We start from the raw sequence: 17,378 nt of genomic DNA, 5'->3' as shown, positions 1-17,378 counted from the left end.
ATGTACATACCCTTTATCTACAGCAATCCAATTAGGGGGAGTAGGTTCATCTTCCCAAAAATAAACATTCACAAGAGTATTTGCAGGTAGCGTGCCTACGATTTGGCTTTTTACGTTTCCTTTAGCGCGAATGTTTACATAGCCGTCTTTGTCTTTTACTACGGCATAATCTCCAAAAGGACCTTGTGCAAAGGCGTTGGTCGTAAGGAGGAAGAATAAAATAAGTAAGTGTTTCATAAAATTTCTAATTATTCTCTACAATACAAAAATCTACTCTATCACCTGATACGTTCTATGCCAATGGTAGGTGATTTCCCAAAAAGGAGTATTGTGGTTATCGGTAATAAAGTCTATTAAATTCATATCACTAACTTTTTAAAATCTCCCGTAAAGTATTAAAAACTTTCAAAGAGAAATCATTTTCATAAATGGCTTCTGGAAGCACTAAGTAGTAATAATATACCTTTGAAAAAATACAATAAAAATCATTGTAAAAACTATCATAAGGCTCCTGCTCAAACTCAAAGTATTTTGCCCCACAGTTTAGATTAGTTTCCTTTAGTTCCAAACAAAAACAACCTTCTCCATTGATAAGAGTGTTATAACCTTTCTCATCGTGTAGAGTAAGCATCTTTTTATTCTTCCAAAAGAAATAACCTCTGTGGTCATATTCTTCTTGATTGAAATATTCCCATTGATATCCTATACTCTTAGCAAAATCCAACATTTTTTGTACGACTATCTCTATTGGTTTGTCCGAATAAAAGGGGTAAAACGCTCCTGTAAATTCCATAAAACTACCATTTTAAAAATTTATTGAGTTATATTTTATCTGTTATAATTGTTTAAATATTAGTCCGTCATCATTTCTTTTGTGTCCTTTTTCAAATACAACTACTTCAAAACCTAATTTTTCATAGAAATATTTAAGATGAGAAGGGTCTCCGTCTTTAAAATCTATTGATGATAAATATCCTACTATTGCAGAATATCCCATTTGCTTTGCTAATTTTTCAAAGACTTCAAATGTAGTTGTTGCATATCCCTTATTTTTGATTATAGATTGAAAATCAACAATTTGTAGATATCCCGCTTTTTGTTGATTATAAATATTTCTCCTTTCCCAATCATAATTAGGAAAAAATTCTTTATACTTATTGTGTGATTTTAAAGGAGAAGTATTTAAAGTTACTACTTTTAAAGGAAATTCCTGCTTATATTGTAATATACTTCCAATAATTATAGCGTCATCTATATTCAAATCTGTTGAAATTATTAAAGGTTCTCCTTCTTTTGTAACAGTAATAAAGTTGAAAAAATATTTCTCTTTTAGTTTTTTCAATAATTCAACAACTAATTCATTTTTATGCACAATTTTTTCTAAATATTGAATTTTATTTTCTTTTTTATTTATGGAGTCTCCTTGATTTTGTATAGTAGCCTTTAAAGAATCAAAATCTTTTTTTAATAACCATCGGAAACATTCTTTAACTAAATAATGTATCATAAGAAAAAGTAAATGAAAAGGTAAAAGTAATAAGTTTATTATCTGTTTCATAATAATGGGGTTACGTAAGGTTTATTTTGATTACTAGTATTTTATAATTTGGAAAGCACTGATTTTCAAATCTCAGCTTTGAAATATTGAATTGTGCGAACACTGTTCGCACTTTTTAATTCCCCCGAATTCGGGGGAATTAAAATTAGGATTATTCAACTCTTCCCATACACCTAAATACTCAATAGTATTCTTATTGGTAAGCCATTTCTCTATCAAACGACTTCCCTCTTCCTGATTTATAGTCATATCAGTTAAACTTATATAATCAGCTTCATTAATCACTCTGATATTTATTTCAACATCTTGTACTTTAAGTTTATTATTTGTTGGTGTCATATATTTGGTAAATTTTAGTTACATCATTAAAGCGGATACCCTATAACGCGCCCTTTGTACTCGCCTTTTACTATCTGCCAACACACTTCGTAAGCCGAAGCATTCTCGCTATTGTGAGCGAGAATGTAAAGTACCTCAGCTTCCTTATCGTAGTATACAGAACTGCTAAAATAGAAAATCTGATACAAATCATCATAAGCACTTTTAGGGATAGGTACGTTTTTACCTTTCATCGTTACAGTAATACTTTTGTAATGATCTTCAGGTAGTGAATCATCGTTACCTCCATATATATCTATGCCATATATTGCTTTACCGTCAATGATAAGCTCTGTCCAACCATCGTGTTCTTTCTTAGTAATCTTGTGCTTGGTTTTGTCGAACTTCTGTTTGGTAATGGTTACTTTTACGTCCTTATCATCAAAAATAATACTATTGCCTTGCACTTTAACTTCTATAGCACGAAAGTCAGATATTTTTTTCAAGCGACTTTGATGCACATACCCTTTATCAACTTCAATCCAGTTAGTAGGGTTATATTCTTTATCAAAGAAACCATACACAAGTGTATTATTAGGCAAAGTGCCTACAATTTTGCTTTTTACGCTTTCTTTAGCGCGAATGTTCACATAGCCGTCTTTGTCTTTTACTACGGCATAATCTCCAAAAGGACCTTGTGCAAAGGCATTGGTCGTAAGGAGAAAAAATAAAATAAGTAAGTGTTTCATATAAACTATTTTTTCGGCAAATATACTGATTTTTTTTAACTTAGCTAAAGTTTTAAAGATGAGTTATATTGGGATATTTATATAAATACTCTCTACTCTTCCTCTACTGCCCAATCATAAAAACCACTTTCTCGCAATTGGGGTTCATACTATTGAATGCTTTTTCAAGTTCGGTCATATTGTTTGTGCTGCTATAATTAGTTCTTTTATTTGAGTAGTAGGGCATTCTCCTTCTAAAAATAGCACTCCTGTACACCCTAAATCTATAAAATCAATAGAACAACCATACATTTCTATTTGTTTTAGGGTGAAATTTACCTCTACCAAACTGTTATTATCCATTTTTATAAGATTGAAAACCTCTCCTTTGTGAATAATATCCCCTGCAATCATTCTTCCTACCAATGAAAATGTATTTTCACTTATAACTGAAAGCTTTTCTACTTGAAATATTTTATTCATAACATTAGTATTGTCAAAAGAAAAAGAATATCACTTTTTTCTTTATCCTGCCATTACAGACTCTATAAATACCAATTTTTGTTTATCCCAGCGGAACTCCCAACTTATATTGCTTTCGATAACCTCAAACTCATCCGTGTCATAGACTTCCTTAATTTTATCTTCTGATACTTTTTTAGAATACCCATTTTCATCACACTGAATTGTCACTTTATTACCTTCAATCCATATAAAATATCGATTTGTCTGTTTAAAATCATCAACTTCTACGCTATAATACCCTTGATTTTTAATCCAATGAATATCATCTATATTTATTTTAGCAATGGTTTTACTAAAATGCTCATTATAGTTGTCTTTGGGAATAGAACTATTGCCTTTTAGGGTTTCTGCTTTTAAACTTCGCAATGCTTCTATGAGTTTTTCTCTATCAGCTTTTAGTATTGCTGTGCGTTCTTGAAATAGCTTTACATTTTGCTCTTCCACTGCGTTGAGTTTCACCTTACTATTGTCATTCACAGGCTTATACCACGGTTTTTCATTAAAGTAATTGCTTATTTCATAATCCTTGAACTTATAACCTTTGCGAGCGTAGAGGTCGTTGGTAAGGAAGCGCAATTCATCTATGCTCAATTTGCTGATCTGTTGTTCCTTAATTACTTGGGTAGAACAAGTAGCACAATCTTTTAGTTGTGCCATAGCTCTTAATGAGAATAACGCTATTGATAAAAAGTATAGGTGTTTCATATAGTTTCTAAACAGATTTGTTTTCTTTCTTAGTGACACTTCTTAGCAATATATATCCCAAAGCCCCCGCAAGTATAGAGGCCATTAGAATAGCAAATTTGGCTGCATCCTGTAATTCATGTTCCTTAAAGGAAAGCAAGGAGATAAAGATAGACATGGTAAAGCCTATCCCTCCCAATAGTCCTACGCCTATCATGTGTATCCAACGACTGGCATGGGGCAAGGTGCTTATCTTCAGCTTAACAGCTATAAAGGAGAAAAGATTAATCCCAATGAGTTTGCCCAAGATAAGTCCCAAAACAACTCCTACTCCCAAAGAAGAGGATAATCCCTCTATCATGCCTGACTTATAGGTGATATTGGTATTAGCCAAGGCAAAAACGGGCATAATGATATAGCCTACAGGGATTTGTAGGGCATGTTCCAGCTTTTCTAAAGGAGATTTTTTACCTTTTTCTGCATTAGCAGGCATAGTAAAGGCCAAAATAACCCCTGCTATAGTAGCATGTATTCCTGAATGGTGCATGCAATACCACAAGAGTACTCCTAAGAGCAAGTAAAATACGATTTTTCTCACCTTAAGATAGTTCAACAAGCATAATACGGCTATGATTCCCCCACTATAGATCAGGTAACTCCAGTGAATCGCATCGGTATAGAAAAGGGCAATCACCACAATAGCTCCCAAATCATCTACTATGGACAAGGCTGTTAAAAAGACCTTAATCGCTATAGGCACCCCCCTGCCCAACATAGAGATGACCGCCAAGGAAAAGGCAATATCTGTAGCCATAGGAATCGCCCAGCCCTTGCTATAAGGTGTCCCATAATTCAGTAGGGAAAAGATAACCGCAGGCACGATCATACCCCCTATAGCAGCTACTATCGGAAGGGAAGCGCTCCTGATATCCGAGAGTTCGCCCTTGAGAATCTCTCGCTTGATCTCCAATCCTACCAATAGGAAGAAGATAGCCATCAGGGCATCATTAATCCACATACTGATCGAATAAGGCCCTACCTCTTGGTCTAAGAGTGCCTGAAAACTTTCCGCCATAGGGGAATTGGCGATTGTCAAAGAAAGTACTACACAGAGGATCAACAACACCCCTGAGGACTGATTCTTAGAAAAGAATCCTTTTAAAATTGTAATTAGCTTCATGATAATTAATCTTTTATTATAGTTTGATATTTAAATATTTATAATTGGGAAATCTGTGATTTACAAATCCCAGTTTTACAATGCTTAATTGTGCGAATAGTGTTCGCTTTAATAACAAAAAGAGACTATCCTTATCGGGGTAGTCTCTTTGGTATATTAGAGTTCTCTGAGACGTTATAGTCCAAAGGCCTTTCGGATCGTCTCTACATAGTCTAATTTTTCCCAAGTAAAGAGTTCTACCTCTATGGTTTTGGTGTTATGATAAGGAGAAGCAAATACTTTCTTTACCACTTCTGGGTTTCTTCCCATATGCCCGTAAGCGGCGGTTTCACTATAAATAGGATAACGCAGCTTCAGGCGCTGTTCTATATCATAAGGGCGCAGAGAGAAAATTTCTCTGACCTTCTGAGCGATTTGTCCATCAGTGAGCGCTACCTTAGAGGTACCATAGGTATTGACATAGACCCCTGTTGGCTCGGCTACCCCAATGGCGTAGCTTACCTGTACGAGCATCTCATCGGCTACGCCTGCCGCTACCATATTCTTAGCGATATGGCGGGTGGCATAGGCAGCACTTCTGTCCACCTTGCTGGGGTCTTTCCCAGAGAAAGCGCCCCCTCCGTGAGCCCCTTTGCCCCCGTAGGTATCTACAATAATCTTACGTCCTGTAAGCCCTGTATCTCCGTGAGGCCCTCCGATAACGAAGACTCCTGTTGGGTTGATGTGATATTTGATATTTTCATCAAACAGATGTGCATACTTGGGGTATTGCTCCTTGATTCGTGGAATGAGAATATGGATCATATCCTCTTTGATTTTGGCAAGCATCTTCGCTTCAGTATCAAAGGGGTCATGCTGGGTGGAAATCACGATGCTATCTATGCGGACAGGCTTGTTATCATCGCTATACTCAAGAGTTACTTGGCTCTTGGCATCGGGACGTAGGTAAGTGATTTGGTCATTCTCACGGCGCAAAGCTGCCAATTCGCGTACAATAGCATGAGAAAGCGCCAAAGGTAGTGGCATATAATTATCTGTCTCGCGGGTCGCGTAGCCAAACATCATCCCCTGGTCGCCTGCTCCTTGTTCTTCAGGGGAGTGGCGTACTACCCCTTGGTTGATATCAGGAGATTGCTCATGAATGGCCGAAAGTACCCCACAGGAGTTGGCCTCGAACATATAATCGCTCTTGGTATAGCCTATACGCCTAATGACATCGCGGGTGATCTGTTGTACATCAAGATAAGTTTTGGATTTGACCTCTCCGGCGAGGATCACCTGTCCGGTAGTTACTAAGGTCTCGCAAGCTACTTTGGACGAAGGATCAAAGGCAAGGAAGTGGTCAATGAGGGCATCGCTAATCTGGTCTGCGATTTTGTCGGGATGTCCTTCGGACACCGATTCGGAAGTAAATAAATATCCCATAAATGAAAGTTTATGAGGAGATTACTGGTTTAGCATCTTTTATCGCCAGTGCGATGAGGTAGCAATCAGTCAAATCTGTCCTCGGTTAATAAGTGGGGCAAAGTTACGGTTTTATTTTTAGAAATAAAACAAATAAGTCCATTATTTTTCTCTTGATAAAAATTTTTATTTTTGTTTGGTGGAAACAAAAAAAAGTCTTACCTTTGCACCGTCAAAAAATAAGCGGGAGTAGCTCAGTTGGTAGAGCGTCAGCCTTCCAAGCTGAATGTCGCGAGTTCGAACCTCGTCTCCCGCTCTTTCTTTCATAATGACTTTTTTCTGCGGGAGTAGCTCAGTTGGTAGAGCGTCAGCCTTCCAAGCTGAATGTCGCGAGTTCGAACCTCGTCTCCCGCTCAAGAAAATACCCCTCCCCATTTTGAGGAGGGGTATTTTGTTATACCTTCTTTACAGTAATTTGCTGATTGATAAAGACTAAGAAGGTCTGCTCCACCTTCCAGCCGGTTTGTTCGAGGGCTTGGGTATAGCCTCTTAGTTGGGCTTCGTACAGTGGATGGTCATCACCTGTTTTGTAATCAATAATGACAGCTGTGCCTCCCTTAGGATCATAGACTACACGGTCAGGGCGAAGATACTCCCCGGAGGCATCCAGCCACTCTCGCTCGTTATAGATCGTATAAGCAGTTGTATAATATGCCTTTAGCAAAGGATGAGAGGTCAGCTCGCGCAATTGTTGCTCAAGGAGCGGACATTGAGGCTCAGTAAGGCGCCCCTCTGTGAGGAACTGTTGGAGGACTTGAGGAATGTCCTCTTGGGTGGTAAGTGCTCCCAATAGCTCGTGTAGGAGTGTACCTCTTGCGATAGCCCCTTCCCGATGGGTATCCCACATGGAGGCGGCTCGTGTTACAATGGTGTAGGATGGCGTTTGGGCAGTTCTTTGCTTAAAAGGAATATAGTTGTTCACAGGAAGAACGGTCTGCTTTATAGGTTGCAATTCTCCAAAAGTATAGCGCAACGTTTGCTCATCCCATAGGCCTTTTTGTTGTAGGTAAAGTTTTAAAACTTCGGCAATAGTACCTACTTCATTTTCTTTATTCTTCTTTGTTTTCTTCTCCCGAGGCAAATCACAGAGTATATAGAGGACATCCTTAGGGCGTGTCATAGCTACATACATGGTATTGATGGCATCCAAAAGCTCCATTTGGCTCTGCTGGAGGACAATATTGGCATCTATATGTTCTAAACCTGTATAATCATCTATCAAAAGATGCTCAAATCCATGATATTCATCCTTGGGGACACGTATCCAAAGAGTATCCTTAGCCGAACGAAGTTTGTCGTTAGCTTTTATATAGATAACTACTGGAAATTCCAGACCTTTACTCTTGTGAATGGTCATGATAGTAATCGCATTGACCCCTTCAGGCGCACTGATGGCTAATTTATCTTCTTTTTCCTCCCAGTAGGTAATAAAATCAGCGATATTACCCCCACGAACACTCTTGTATTCGTATATCACATTGAGAAATTGTGCCAAATACGCATCGGAAGGCTTAGCCAAGCCAAAGGCCTTGATCGCATAGGCAACGCCTTCATAGAAAGAATATAAGTGAAAATGAGCTAAGGAGAATCCCATAGCCGAGAAGAAGACCTCCACGGGCTGATGTGCATAGGTATTCATAAAAGTATGAATATCTGTAAGCTGCTTGGCCTTGACATAAGAAAATAGCAAGGCTATCTTTTCCTTCTCATTATCCGGATAGAGAGACATTGAGATGAGATGTATCAAGAATTGTACTTCAGGGATATTTTTAAGCAATAAAGCTTCCGATGAAATGACATTATAACCTTTTTCAGCCAATTTTTCAGCCACTTCAATACATTCTCTATTTCTTCTGGAAAGTATACAAATATCTTTGTCCAAATAGCCATTACTTTTGGCTTCTTTTATGTACTTTTCAATTGTTTCTATATAAGCATCTACTTCCTCTATGGAATTTTCATCTGTTTCGAACTCTTCTTCTGGACTTTCTACTTCTTTTTTATTATTTTTATCTACAAATTCTATACTTACAAAACCACTTTCCTTTTCTCTATCAGGAACTTTCTGTGCGGAGGCGAGGTATAACTCATCATACCTATATTCTCCATTGCTATTGAACAACAAGGGTGAGGTAGCTACAAACTGGAAGAAGTCATTATTGAAAGAAATAACCCCTCTACGGCTGCGGTAATTATAAGCGAGGTCGGCCACCTGCTGTTCTATATGAAAAGGTATCTTCTCCTTATTGTATAGCTCCATAAACTGCTCAGCTCTCCCGCCTCTCCATCGATAAATGGACTGTTTGGCATCGCCTACCAAAAGGAGAGAGCCTTGCTGCTTGTTTAGGTTTTCACTATGTACCGCATCGGAGATCAGCGGAAGGAGGTTTTCCCACTGTAGGGTGGAGGTATCCTGAAATTCATCTATAAAATAATGCTGATAGCGGGTACCTATCTTCTCATAAATGAAAGGTGAAGGCTCCTCAATGATCGTTTGGTGAATGATACTATTGAACTCCGAAATAGGCAATATATTCTCCTCTTCCTTGATGGCTACAATCTCCTCCTGTAGGCTCTTGAGCACTGCCAAGAGGGTCACATTCTTAATCAAACGTCTGTAAAACTGCTCCCACCAATAACTTTTCTCTATAGCATGTAGCAACTCGGCTATCCAGGCTTGTTTTTCGTCCAACAATTGGGCTATAGCAGGCTCTCGCTTGAGTATATCCTTGGAATAAAGCGGCTTATTCTCCACTTCGGCAAACCAAGCTGTCTCAAAGCTATCTTTTTTCAAGGCTGAAAATCCATTTTCCTTTAGCTTTCCAAAGAAATTATAGAGTGACCCTCTCGAAAAATGTGCTGAGGTAAGATCTGCCTTCTGCGCAAAGGCAAAGAAGTCCTTCACAGCCACCTCTACAGCTATATATAAGTCCTTGCGCTGCTCCTTCAGATCCTTCTTCAGTGCTTGGAAATCGGTTAGTTGCTTATCCTCCAACTCCTTTATATAGGCATAATGGTTTTCATTGCCCAAGAGCTTAGAGATTTCGAGTAGTTCCGCCTCTATATCCCAATCCTTGTCCTCCTCTATTTTATCTTTGGAGAACTCCAAGAGGATTTGGGTCAGTAGCTGGTCTTCGTCGGTTTTCTTGAAGAGATTTTCTATCGCCAAGCGCAGTAGCTCCTCAGTTTCCAAGAAGACCTCAAAGTTGGGATTAAGCTTCAGATCAAAGGCAAAGGAGCGTATCAGGCGTTGATTGAACCCATCAATGGTCGTTATGGTAAATCCCGCATAATTATGTAATATATGCTGGAGAACCGTCCGGGAACGCTCCTGTAACTCTTCGTGTGTAAGATGTAACTGCTCGGCCAGCTGGAGAAACATCACATCATCGGAAGCCTTTTTCTCGCCCTGCTTCACCTGGCTATCGGGTGTGGCGAAAAGGAGCAACTGGCCTATGACCCGCTCTTTCATCTCATTGACAGCCTTATTGGTAAAGGTGATCGCCAAAAGACTCTTGTAGGCCTCCACATTTTTGGTTTCCAAGATAAGCCTTAGGAAGGACTTCACCAAGGTGAAAGTCTTCCCGCTACCTGCTGAAGCATTATAGATTTGGATATTGCCCATTGTTTTTTCACTTATTGTTATAGAGATTCATGGTCGTATCGGCTCCTGCCAAGCCAAAGGAAAGGATAGCCTCACTGATTTTCTCCAATCGCTCCGGTAATTGTAATACTTCCTCTTCTGTCCAAGTGCCTAAGACATAATCTATTTGGGTACCTTTGGCATAGTTGGCACTGATTCCAAAGCGCAAGCGGGCATAGGAGGTCGTTTGGAGTTCCTCTTGGATATTCTTGAAGCCATTATGCCCACCATCCGAACCTTTTTTCTTAATTCGGATACTCCCAAAAGGGATATTCAGATCATCGGCAATCACCAAAAGGTTTTCTATAGGTACTTTTTCCTTTTCCAACCAGTATTTGATTGCTTTTCCACTGAGGTTCATAAAGGTAGAAGGCTTCAAGAGGATAAAAGTGCGGCCTTTGTGGGAGAAAGTTGCCATGTCGCCCAAGCGTACAGTGGTAAATTCCACTTCTTTTTGCTTGGCTAAGTGCTCCACCGCCAAAAAACCAATATTATGGCGGGTATGGCGGTACTCCTCCCCTATATTCCCCAAACCTACGATAAGGTATTTTTTCATAACATACTATGCTTTAGGGTATTGTACCAAATGTGACAAGCGTCGTACGGTCTCCTCACGTCCTAAGATAGCGATGATGGAGAATACATCCGGCCCCTTCATCTCCCCTACTAAGGCAAGGCGAATGAGTGGCATCACTTGGCCTAAACCTAAGTTTTGTTGGCCGATAAAGTCCTTAATCTGTGCCTCTATATGTGCAGGGGTAAGGTCGGTAAGCCCTTCTATTACGGCTACCAACTGTGTTGCTATCTCAGCAGAGTTGTCCTTCCACTGCTTTTTAAGTGCTTTAGCCTCGTATTGGGTAGGAGCCTCAAAGAAGAAATATGCCAAGTCCCAAAGGTCGGTCAGGAAGGTAGCTCGCTCGCGGATAAGTTCCACTATAGCCGTGAGTTTGTCCTTGGAGGCCTTAACACCCTTCTCAGCCACTATAGGCGTGAAGTCCTCCACCAAGGTAGCTACAGGTATTTTTTGTAAATATTGATGATTGAACCACTTGATTTTTTCTATATCGAAGTGAGCCCCTGCCTTATTGACCTTTTCCAAGTCAAAGAGCGCAATAAGTTCCTCTACAGAGAACAGCTCCTGCTCTACCCCTGGATTCCAACCTAATAGTGCGAGGAAGTTCACCAAGGCTTCAGGCAAATAGCCCCCTTCACGGTAGCCCTTGGAGATATTTTTGGTTACCGGATCCACCCATTCCAACGGAAATACAGGGAAGCCCATTTTGTCTCCATCACGCTTGCTGAGCTTGCCATTGCCCATACCCGCAGGCTTAAGGATCAATGGTAGGTGGGCAAACTCGGGTGCCTGCCAGCCAAAAGCCCTATACATCAGTACATGTAGCGCCATGGAGGGCAGCCACTCTTCCCCACGGATCACATGGGTAATCTCCATAAGGTGGTCATCTACAATATTGGCCAAGTGATAAGTAGGCATCCCATCGGACTTGAAGAGTACCTTATCGTCCAAGAGCTTGGTATCCACCACCACCTCGCCACGAATCAAATCGTGCAGGGTAAGGCTTTCCTGTGGCATCTTAAAGCGCACCACATAAGAGACCCCATCTGCTATACGCTTTTTTACCTCCTCTGGGGAAAGAGAAAAAGAGTTATTGAGTTTTTCCCGGTTATGCCAATTATAGATAAAAGTCTCCCCGCGCCCTTCGTAGGCTTTGCGCTGGGCATCGAGCTCTTCCGCTGTATCAAAGGCATAGTAAGCCTCGCCCTTGTCCAAAAGTAGCTGGGCATACTCGGCATAGATGGCCTTGCGTTCGCTCTGGCGATAAGGGGCATGAGGGCCGCCTTCCTTGCCTACGCCCTCATCATAGGTCAGTCCGCACCACTGGAGGGCTTCCAATATGTAAGCCTCTGCGCCTTCCACATAGCGCCCCTGATCGGTATCCTCAATACGCAAGAGGAAATCTCCTCCATGTTTTTTAGCAAATAAATAGTTAAAGAGGGCAGTACGTAGCCCCCCTATATGTAACGGTCCTGTAGGACTGGGTGCAAAGCGCACCCGTACGTTCTTAGCCATAATATCATTTGTTTATCAAAGTGCAAAAATACGAATTAATTGGCAAATTTGCTAATTTGTCCATGAGAGAATTTGTCAATCAGACAATGTGGCAATTTGTCAATTAGCTAATTAATTTGTACTTTTGCCCAAAAATAGATGTTATGACAGTTACTACCTTGCAGAACAGATTTATATTAAAACTATTCCTTTTTTTACTTCCTTTATTACCCTTATGGGGGCAGACTCCTGCTACTGTTGTACATACCGAGGCTAATCTATACCAAGTAGATAGTCTGCTCTATCGCAGCGAACAGTTGGTTCGGGCTGATAAGGAGGTCATTAAGCGTACGCCTATCAAGACCATTATCAACCTACGATATTTTACTCGTTCCAAGGATAGAAAGGTATTCCTCCCCACCGATGGGATTACCCTTATCAACCACCCATTACTTACTTGGCGTATCACCCCCAAGGACATCGCCCAAGTGCTCCAACGCATTCGTAAGGCACAACAGCAAGGGGCAGTACTTATCCATTGCTACCACGGTGCTGACCGTACAGGGATTATGGTGGCTATGTATCGCATTATCTACCACGGCTGGAGTATAGCCGCCGCTAAAAAAGAAATGCTCCAAGGCCCCTATGGCTATCATAGTATCTGGAAAAACTTGGAAGCGCTATTTACTGAAGAAACTGTAAAGGAAGTAAGGGCGCTTTTAAAGTGAAAAGTGAAGAATGAAAAGTGAAAAACTCTTATAGAGGAAGATTCTAAAGAAAATAGGCTGCCTCGTGAGGCAGCCTATACTATTAGCTTTTAATTCCTCTATTTAGTAATCTTACCATAAGGGCTAAGGTACTATAAAATATATTAGTATCTGTAATGGCTATCATGATATACTTTTTTCAGCCCTTTTCGCATAAAATCGTTTAGTTGCCGCTTTCTTTGTTTTCTGAGAAAGCGCCAATATCTCCTCTTTATATTTAAGAGGTATTCCGTTTTCATCCTCCTCCAATAGTTCGGGAGCTGGTGTTGCCTTTGCTTTGGTAGCTGTCTTTTTCTTAGTCTCCTTAGTTTTTGTAACCTTTACAAAATCAAGGGTTTCAGCCTCCTTTACATAAGCTAAGGCCTGGGGGCTGTCATTGAGTACGGTTATTGTATAAGGCATAACAATAAAGGTTTTAGGGGTTAGGGATTAGGTTTCAGGAGGTACTATAGGCCTATTTTCTTAAGATGGGGTTGAGCTCCTCATCATTATACATTTTCATTTGCTTATATACCTTCATGTATTTTCGTCCTGTGGAGATATCATCCAAGAGTTGGTCTAAGGCCAAGGAGAGGTCTTCTCGCTGCTGAAGGAGTACCTGTAGCTTTTCTTGACACTTGGCAATATGTTCTAGGGTGGCATCAGTGCGTTCGGTTTCCTGTTGCATATGGTAGATCTTCAGGGCTAAAATAGAGAGCCTATCTACTGCCCAAGCAGGACTTTCAGTGTTGATGGTTGCTCCTGCCTGAGGAATTACATCCTTATACTGGTGTAGGAAATAACTATCGATATACTCTACTGTATCGGTGCGGTCTTGGTTGGAGGCATCTATTTTTCGCTTGAGTAGGAGTGCTTCCTTAGGGTCTATCTCCGGATCACGGATAATATCCTCATAGTGCCATTGTACGGTATCTATCCAATTTTTGCGATACAATAGATGTTCGATAGTCTTGCTATCATACGGATTTTCAAAGGGTTGGTTCACATCATCAGCTATGTGATAGCGCAGGATACTCTCCCAAAAAATGTCATAGGCTAATTTACTAAACATATTCCTTGTTTTATTTGCAAAAATATCGTTATTTTGCGTAATAAAAAAATTTATTTTCAAAAAAATGATCATCCACTCCTTCGACCAACCCCCCTCTTTGTTTTTAGAGTTTGTCGCCGAGCTTAGAAACGTTGATATACAACAGGATAGGATGCGCTTTAGGAAAAACTTGGAGCGTATTGGTGCCCTTCTAAGCTATGAGATGAGCAAGACCCTCCCCTACCATATCCAGCGAATCACCACACCCCTGGGGGAAAAGGATATTCCCCTGATAAAGGATAAGATCGTGGTATGTTCCATTCTACGTGCAGGATTGGCACTACACCAAGGAATCTTGAATTTCTTCGATAAGGCTGACAATGCTTTTATCTCTGCCTACCGCAAGCATACCTCCCCTTCAGAGTTTGAAATCTTGGTGGAGTACTTGGCCTCTCCCTCCTTGCAGGATAATATCCTGATTTTGGCCGACCCTATGCTGGCCACAGGGCGCTCGTTTGTCAATGTCTATAATTCCCTCCAGCCACTGGGTACCCCCAAGGAGATACACCTCTTTGCCGTCATTGGCTCCAAGCAAGGATTGGAGTATGTTAGCCAACATTTCCCCGAGCATACCCACTTATGGATCGCCACCATTGATGACCATCTCAATGAAAACAGCTATATAGTTCCAGGCTTAGGCGATGCTGGAGATTTGGCCTTTGGAGAAAAAATGCAAGGATAATTTTGAGAAAACTATTCTTTCTTATAGTCTCTATAGCCTTTTTGGGGTGTCAGTTTACACTGGCACAGGATACTTTGCATACCAAACTAATCGAAAATGACCCTATAAGAGCAAAAGAAGATTCGCTATACCGAAAAATAGAGCTTAAGACCCAAAAAAGCAAGATTGGGCGCCGGCTTCACGAGTTACTTTTTACCTCTGGAGCCTCTGTACCTGCTACTACTGCTCCTTCTAAGCCCAAAGTGTCTTCCGTATGGAAGGATTTCCAAGGGAAAATCATTCGACATATTGAGATTACGACCTATGACCCCTTAGGATTTGACGAGCAAGACAGCACCCGGCTACCCAACCGCTGGGAGGTATTGGGCAACCGATTCCATAATAAAACAAAGGAAAAGATCGTCAGGCGACTATTGCTTTTTAAGGCTTATACTCCCTTGGATTCTATCAAGATGAAGGAGACGGCTCGCGTGTTGCGCAGTCAGTACCATATCCGTAGGGTATATATACAGCCGAAAACAACTCATAGTGCGGATTCGGTGGATGTGAAGGTGAATGTACTGGATAGCTGGAGCCTATACGCCGATGCTATGGGATCTTTTAATGAAGGAACTATGCGGGTTTTCGAACGGAACTTCTTAGGTCTGGGACACCAACTATCGGGTAGGTATAGCCAAGAGATCCGAGGAAAAGGCCGTCCCAGCTTCGGAATGGATTATGAAATACTCAACCTATATGCTACTACCCTGAATACTTCGGCAGGTTACTCCCTAAATTTTGACAAGTACTACTACCAATATTGGGAGCTTACCCGCCCCTACTACTCTCTCTATAGCCGATGGGCAGCGGGAGTTCATCTCTATCAACGAACCTTCGAGGAGGGGCTTCCTAAGGAAGATTCCATCTATAGTCAGGATTTCAAAACCCAAGGAAGAAATGTATGGGGAAGTATCTCCTTCCCTATTCTCAAGCGCTATACGCCCGCCAATAGGGTTACCAATATGGTCTTTTCCCTTCGCTATTATCGAGTAAAGTATATAGAAGGCCCTGATAGCTGGCTTGATTCTGAAGGCTTCTATTCGGACAAGGATACTTATTTGGCTTCTATAGGGGTAAATCATATAGGATATGAGCAGGATCGATATATCTTTAGGCACCAAGATATAGAGGACATTCCTATAGGGAGAAGTGTGGCACTCATCGGAGGGTTCCAAGAGAACTTGGGACATAGAACCCCTTATTTGGCAGGAAGATTGCGGTATGGAGCTTATTTTTCCTTAGGCTATTTCTCGGGAGACATACAGCTGGGTAGTTTTCTTGCGCAGGAGCGAAGCAAACAGACTACTTTGCGATGGGAATTCAACTATTTCTCTCCTCTGTTTACCATAGGCAAATGGCACTTTAGGCAGTTTGTCAAATGGCGTTCGGTAGTAGGTTTCTCTCGTAAGGATTATGCTAAGGATAGGATTACCCTCAACGGAGCTACGGGAATTGCAGGCTTCAGTAGTCCGACTCTTAGTGGGCTCCATAAGTCCATTCTTACCTTCCAAAGCCAATCTTATTCCCCCTTCTCCCTATGGGGATTTCGTGTAAGTCCTTTTCTGTTGGGGGATGTAGGTTTCATTGGTGATGACAATCGCAATCCTCTAAAAGACCAGGTGGTAAGTAAAGTAGGTATTGGCTTCTATATCACCAATGACTATATTCCATTGGGCAATTTTCAATTCTCTTTTATATACCTACCTCGAGTACCAGGAGTAGGAAATCATATTCAGAAAATCACCAATATCAATAATACGGACTTTAGACTTCCGTATTTCAATTATAATATACCGGAGCTTATTCGCTATGAATAAACTCCGGCTTAAGATTTTCTAATTAGCATACAAAGGATTGGGAGCATCTTCCCTCATTCCCTCTATTTTTTGTTTGTTGGTTTTTGCACGCGCCACTATTTTGCTAATAACATACTCATCTTCCTTTTTTTGTCCTCGGAAAATCAGTTTACCGGCCTTAGCAATATCGCCTATATATTTTTTGATAAGCTGATACATCTCTTTATTGACCTGAGTGTGATGTTTGCGCTCATTCATCAGGGTATTCTGTTGTATATTGAGCGCATCGAGCTGTTTTGTCTGCTCTACTACATTTTCCAAAAAGCCATCGGGCATATCGGCGATTCTATCCATATTATCTCCATAATAAGGGATGGCATCGCGTACAGCCTTGACTACACCAGCAATATTTTTCCCATTGATCTTAGCAACTATCACCTTAAGCAAGGAAGTGTCTAGCCCAGATCGCTCAGCATAATCCTTCAAAAAAGTAATACTTCTTCGGAGTTCGTCGGCCTGTTTGTATAGTTTTGCTGTTGTTTCTTTCTGTTTTACGACAATAGCATTGGTAGAATCATTATTTTTCAGCTTGCTTATTGCTTTTTTGAAATTTTCCAAGTATTCAGCATTCATTGTTCTGTAAATTTGCGAAAAAGAAGCCAAATCTCTTTCAAAACTTACCGCAATACAGTCTGCTATTACTGCATAATCTTCATGTTTGATAGTGGGTGCTTTCATAAACAAATCTATTTATTAGTCTATATGGTTCTTCTGGAGGTGCTTAGTTTTATCCATCAAAATATGGTGCAAAAATATATGTTTTTTTCTTATTTTAC

The 17,378-nt window shown here is 40.6% G+C and carries 16 protein-coding genes, 2 tRNA genes and 2 pseudogenes; 5 read left to right on the top strand and 15 right to left on the bottom strand.

The features are described from left to right. The 9 genes and pseudogenes from HMPREF1551_RS10540 to metK form a co-directional block, all read right to left on the bottom strand. A pseudogene (locus HMPREF1551_RS10540) lies at positions 1-237 on the bottom strand (SH3 domain-containing protein); the annotation flags it as partial. Between the two features lie 130 nt (positions 238-367). Continuing rightward, positions 368-793, bottom strand: coding sequence for a hypothetical protein (locus HMPREF1551_RS10535; protein WP_021629124.1), 426 nt, complete (start codon positions 791-793; stop codon positions 368-370). Between the two features lie 42 nt (positions 794-835). Further along, positions 836-1,558 (bottom strand): hypothetical protein, encoded by a 723-nt coding sequence (locus HMPREF1551_RS10530; RefSeq protein ID WP_021629123.1) that lies wholly within the window; start codon positions 1,556-1,558, stop codon positions 836-838. 114 nt (positions 1,559-1,672) lie between these two features. Beyond that, positions 1,673-1,897 (bottom strand): annotated as a pseudogene (locus tag HMPREF1551_RS10525) (KilA-N domain-containing protein); the annotation flags it as partial. Between the two features lie 26 nt (positions 1,898-1,923). Beyond that, positions 1,924-2,625, bottom strand: a complete 702-nt coding sequence (locus HMPREF1551_RS10520; RefSeq protein WP_021629121.1) for an SH3 domain-containing protein — start codon at positions 2,623-2,625, stop codon at positions 1,924-1,926. A 174-nt stretch (positions 2,626-2,799) separates the two neighbouring features. Next, complete coding sequence (locus HMPREF1551_RS10515) at positions 2,800-3,087, bottom strand: hypothetical protein (RefSeq protein ID WP_021629120.1); 288 nt, start codon at positions 3,085-3,087, stop codon at positions 2,800-2,802. A 42-nt stretch (positions 3,088-3,129) separates the two neighbouring features. Continuing rightward, the gene (locus HMPREF1551_RS10510; RefSeq protein ID WP_034544630.1) at positions 3,130-3,834 is read right to left on the bottom strand and encodes a YARHG domain-containing protein; all 705 of its coding nucleotides are present in this window, start codon (positions 3,832-3,834) and stop codon (positions 3,130-3,132) included. 7 nt (positions 3,835-3,841) lie between these two features. Further along, positions 3,842-4,993 (bottom strand): Na+/H+ antiporter NhaA, encoded by a 1,152-nt coding sequence (nhaA, locus tag HMPREF1551_RS10505; RefSeq protein ID WP_021629118.1) that lies wholly within the window; start codon positions 4,991-4,993, stop codon positions 3,842-3,844. A gap of 174 nt (positions 4,994-5,167) precedes the next feature. Then, positions 5,168-6,418 carry a methionine adenosyltransferase gene (gene metK / locus HMPREF1551_RS10500; protein WP_021629117.1) on the bottom strand — a complete coding sequence of 417 codons (1,251 nt, stop codon included), beginning with the start codon at positions 6,416-6,418 and terminating at the stop codon, positions 5,168-5,170. Positions 6,419-6,640: 222 nt separating this feature from the next. Between metK and HMPREF1551_RS10495 the strand changes: the two genes are divergently transcribed. Together HMPREF1551_RS10495 and HMPREF1551_RS10490 are read left to right on the top strand one after the other, a co-directional pair. Continuing rightward, positions 6,641-6,713: transfer RNA gene (locus HMPREF1551_RS10495), tRNA-Gly, on the top strand. Positions 6,714-6,738: 25 nt separating this feature from the next. Beyond that, positions 6,739-6,811: transfer RNA gene (locus HMPREF1551_RS10490), tRNA-Gly, on the top strand. A 40-nt stretch (positions 6,812-6,851) separates the two neighbouring features. Here the strand turns inward: HMPREF1551_RS10490 and HMPREF1551_RS10485 are convergent. Genes HMPREF1551_RS10485 through gltX form a run of 3 tightly spaced genes read right to left on the bottom strand, consistent with a single transcriptional unit; the run spans position 6,852 to position 12,189 of the window. Then, positions 6,852-10,082, bottom strand: coding sequence for a UvrD-helicase domain-containing protein (locus HMPREF1551_RS10485; protein WP_021629115.1), 3,231 nt, complete (start codon positions 10,080-10,082; stop codon positions 6,852-6,854). A gap of 7 nt (positions 10,083-10,089) precedes the next feature. Then, positions 10,090-10,656, bottom strand: a complete 567-nt coding sequence (gene pth / locus HMPREF1551_RS10480) for an aminoacyl-tRNA hydrolase (RefSeq protein WP_021629114.1) — start codon at positions 10,654-10,656, stop codon at positions 10,090-10,092. A 6-nt stretch (positions 10,657-10,662) separates the two neighbouring features. Next, positions 10,663-12,189 (bottom strand): glutamate--tRNA ligase, encoded by a 1,527-nt coding sequence (gene gltX, locus HMPREF1551_RS10475; protein ID WP_021629113.1) that lies wholly within the window; start codon positions 12,187-12,189, stop codon positions 10,663-10,665. Between the two features lie 143 nt (positions 12,190-12,332). Here gltX and HMPREF1551_RS10470 point away from each other — a divergent pair, with 143 nt between their 5' ends. Next, a complete protein-coding gene (locus tag HMPREF1551_RS10470) occupies positions 12,333-12,896 on the top strand; it encodes a tyrosine-protein phosphatase (RefSeq protein ID WP_021629112.1) in 564 nt (187 codons plus the stop codon). Positions 12,897-13,058: 162 nt separating this feature from the next. Here the strand turns inward: HMPREF1551_RS10470 and HMPREF1551_RS10465 are convergent, their stop codons facing one another. Beyond that, positions 13,059-13,337 (bottom strand): hypothetical protein, encoded by a 279-nt coding sequence (locus HMPREF1551_RS10465; protein ID WP_021629111.1) that lies wholly within the window; start codon positions 13,335-13,337, stop codon positions 13,059-13,061. Between the two features lie 52 nt (positions 13,338-13,389). After that, a complete protein-coding gene (locus HMPREF1551_RS10460) occupies positions 13,390-13,986 on the bottom strand; it encodes a DUF4254 domain-containing protein (RefSeq protein ID WP_034544629.1) in 597 nt (198 codons plus the stop codon). Between the two features lie 64 nt (positions 13,987-14,050). Between HMPREF1551_RS10460 and upp the strand changes: the two genes are divergently transcribed. After that, positions 14,051-14,707: a uracil phosphoribosyltransferase gene (gene upp / locus HMPREF1551_RS10455; RefSeq protein ID WP_034544628.1), complete on the top strand. Its 657-nt coding sequence runs from the start codon at positions 14,051-14,053 to the stop codon at positions 14,705-14,707. Positions 14,708-14,709: 2 nt separating this feature from the next. Beyond that, positions 14,710-16,563: a hypothetical protein gene (locus HMPREF1551_RS10450; RefSeq protein ID WP_021629108.1), complete on the top strand. Its 1,854-nt coding sequence runs from the start codon at positions 14,710-14,712 to the stop codon at positions 16,561-16,563. Positions 16,564-16,581: 18 nt separating this feature from the next. Here the strand turns inward: HMPREF1551_RS10450 and HMPREF1551_RS10445 are convergent, their stop codons facing one another. Next, the gene (locus HMPREF1551_RS10445; RefSeq protein WP_021629107.1) at positions 16,582-17,280 is read right to left on the bottom strand and encodes a hypothetical protein; all 699 of its coding nucleotides are present in this window, start codon (positions 17,278-17,280) and stop codon (positions 16,582-16,584) included. Between the last annotated feature and the right edge of the window lie 98 nt (positions 17,281-17,378).

Source organism: Capnocytophaga sp. oral taxon 863 str. F0517 (genome assembly GCF_000466425.1).
Lineage (GTDB): Bacteria > Bacteroidota > Bacteroidia > Flavobacteriales > Flavobacteriaceae > Capnocytophaga.
The sequence above is the reverse complement of the archived record's forward strand: the minus strand, read 5'-3'. Positions and strand labels throughout refer to the sequence as shown.

Coding starts and splice junctions, on each gene's coding strand:
- HMPREF1551_RS10485 (WP_021629115.1), bottom strand. CDS start 10,082: ATGGGCAATATCCAAATCTATAATGCTTCAGCAGGTAGCGGGAAGACT.
- HMPREF1551_RS10535 (WP_021629124.1), bottom strand. CDS start 793: ATGGAATTTACAGGAGCGTTTTACCCCTTTTATTCGGACAAACCAATA.
- pth (WP_021629114.1), bottom strand. CDS start 10,656: ATGAAAAAATACCTTATCGTAGGTTTGGGGAATATAGGGGAGGAGTAC.
- HMPREF1551_RS10510 (WP_034544630.1), bottom strand. CDS start 3,834: ATGAAACACCTATACTTTTTATCAATAGCGTTATTCTCATTAAGAGCT.
- HMPREF1551_RS10445 (WP_021629107.1), bottom strand. CDS start 17,280: ATGAAAGCACCCACTATCAAACATGAAGATTATGCAGTAATAGCAGAC.
- HMPREF1551_RS10520 (WP_021629121.1), bottom strand. CDS start 2,625: ATGAAACACTTACTTATTTTATTTTTTCTCCTTACGACCAATGCCTTT.
- HMPREF1551_RS10530 (WP_021629123.1), bottom strand. CDS start 1,558: ATGAAACAGATAATAAACTTATTACTTTTACCTTTTCATTTACTTTTT.
- gltX (WP_021629113.1), bottom strand. CDS start 12,189: ATGGCTAAGAACGTACGGGTGCGCTTTGCACCCAGTCCTACAGGACCG.
- HMPREF1551_RS10465 (WP_021629111.1), bottom strand. CDS start 13,337: ATGCCTTATACAATAACCGTACTCAATGACAGCCCCCAGGCCTTAGCT.
- metK (WP_021629117.1), bottom strand. CDS start 6,418: ATGGGATATTTATTTACTTCCGAATCGGTGTCCGAAGGACATCCCGAC.
- HMPREF1551_RS10470 (WP_021629112.1), top strand. CDS start 12,333: ATGACAGTTACTACCTTGCAGAACAGATTTATATTAAAACTATTCCTT.
- nhaA (WP_021629118.1), bottom strand. CDS start 4,993: ATGAAGCTAATTACAATTTTAAAAGGATTCTTTTCTAAGAATCAGTCC.
- upp (WP_034544628.1), top strand. CDS start 14,051: ATGATCATCCACTCCTTCGACCAACCCCCCTCTTTGTTTTTAGAGTTT.
- HMPREF1551_RS10460 (WP_034544629.1), bottom strand. CDS start 13,986: ATGTTTAGTAAATTAGCCTATGACATTTTTTGGGAGAGTATCCTGCGC.
- HMPREF1551_RS10515 (WP_021629120.1), bottom strand. CDS start 3,087: ATGAATAAAATATTTCAAGTAGAAAAGCTTTCAGTTATAAGTGAAAAT.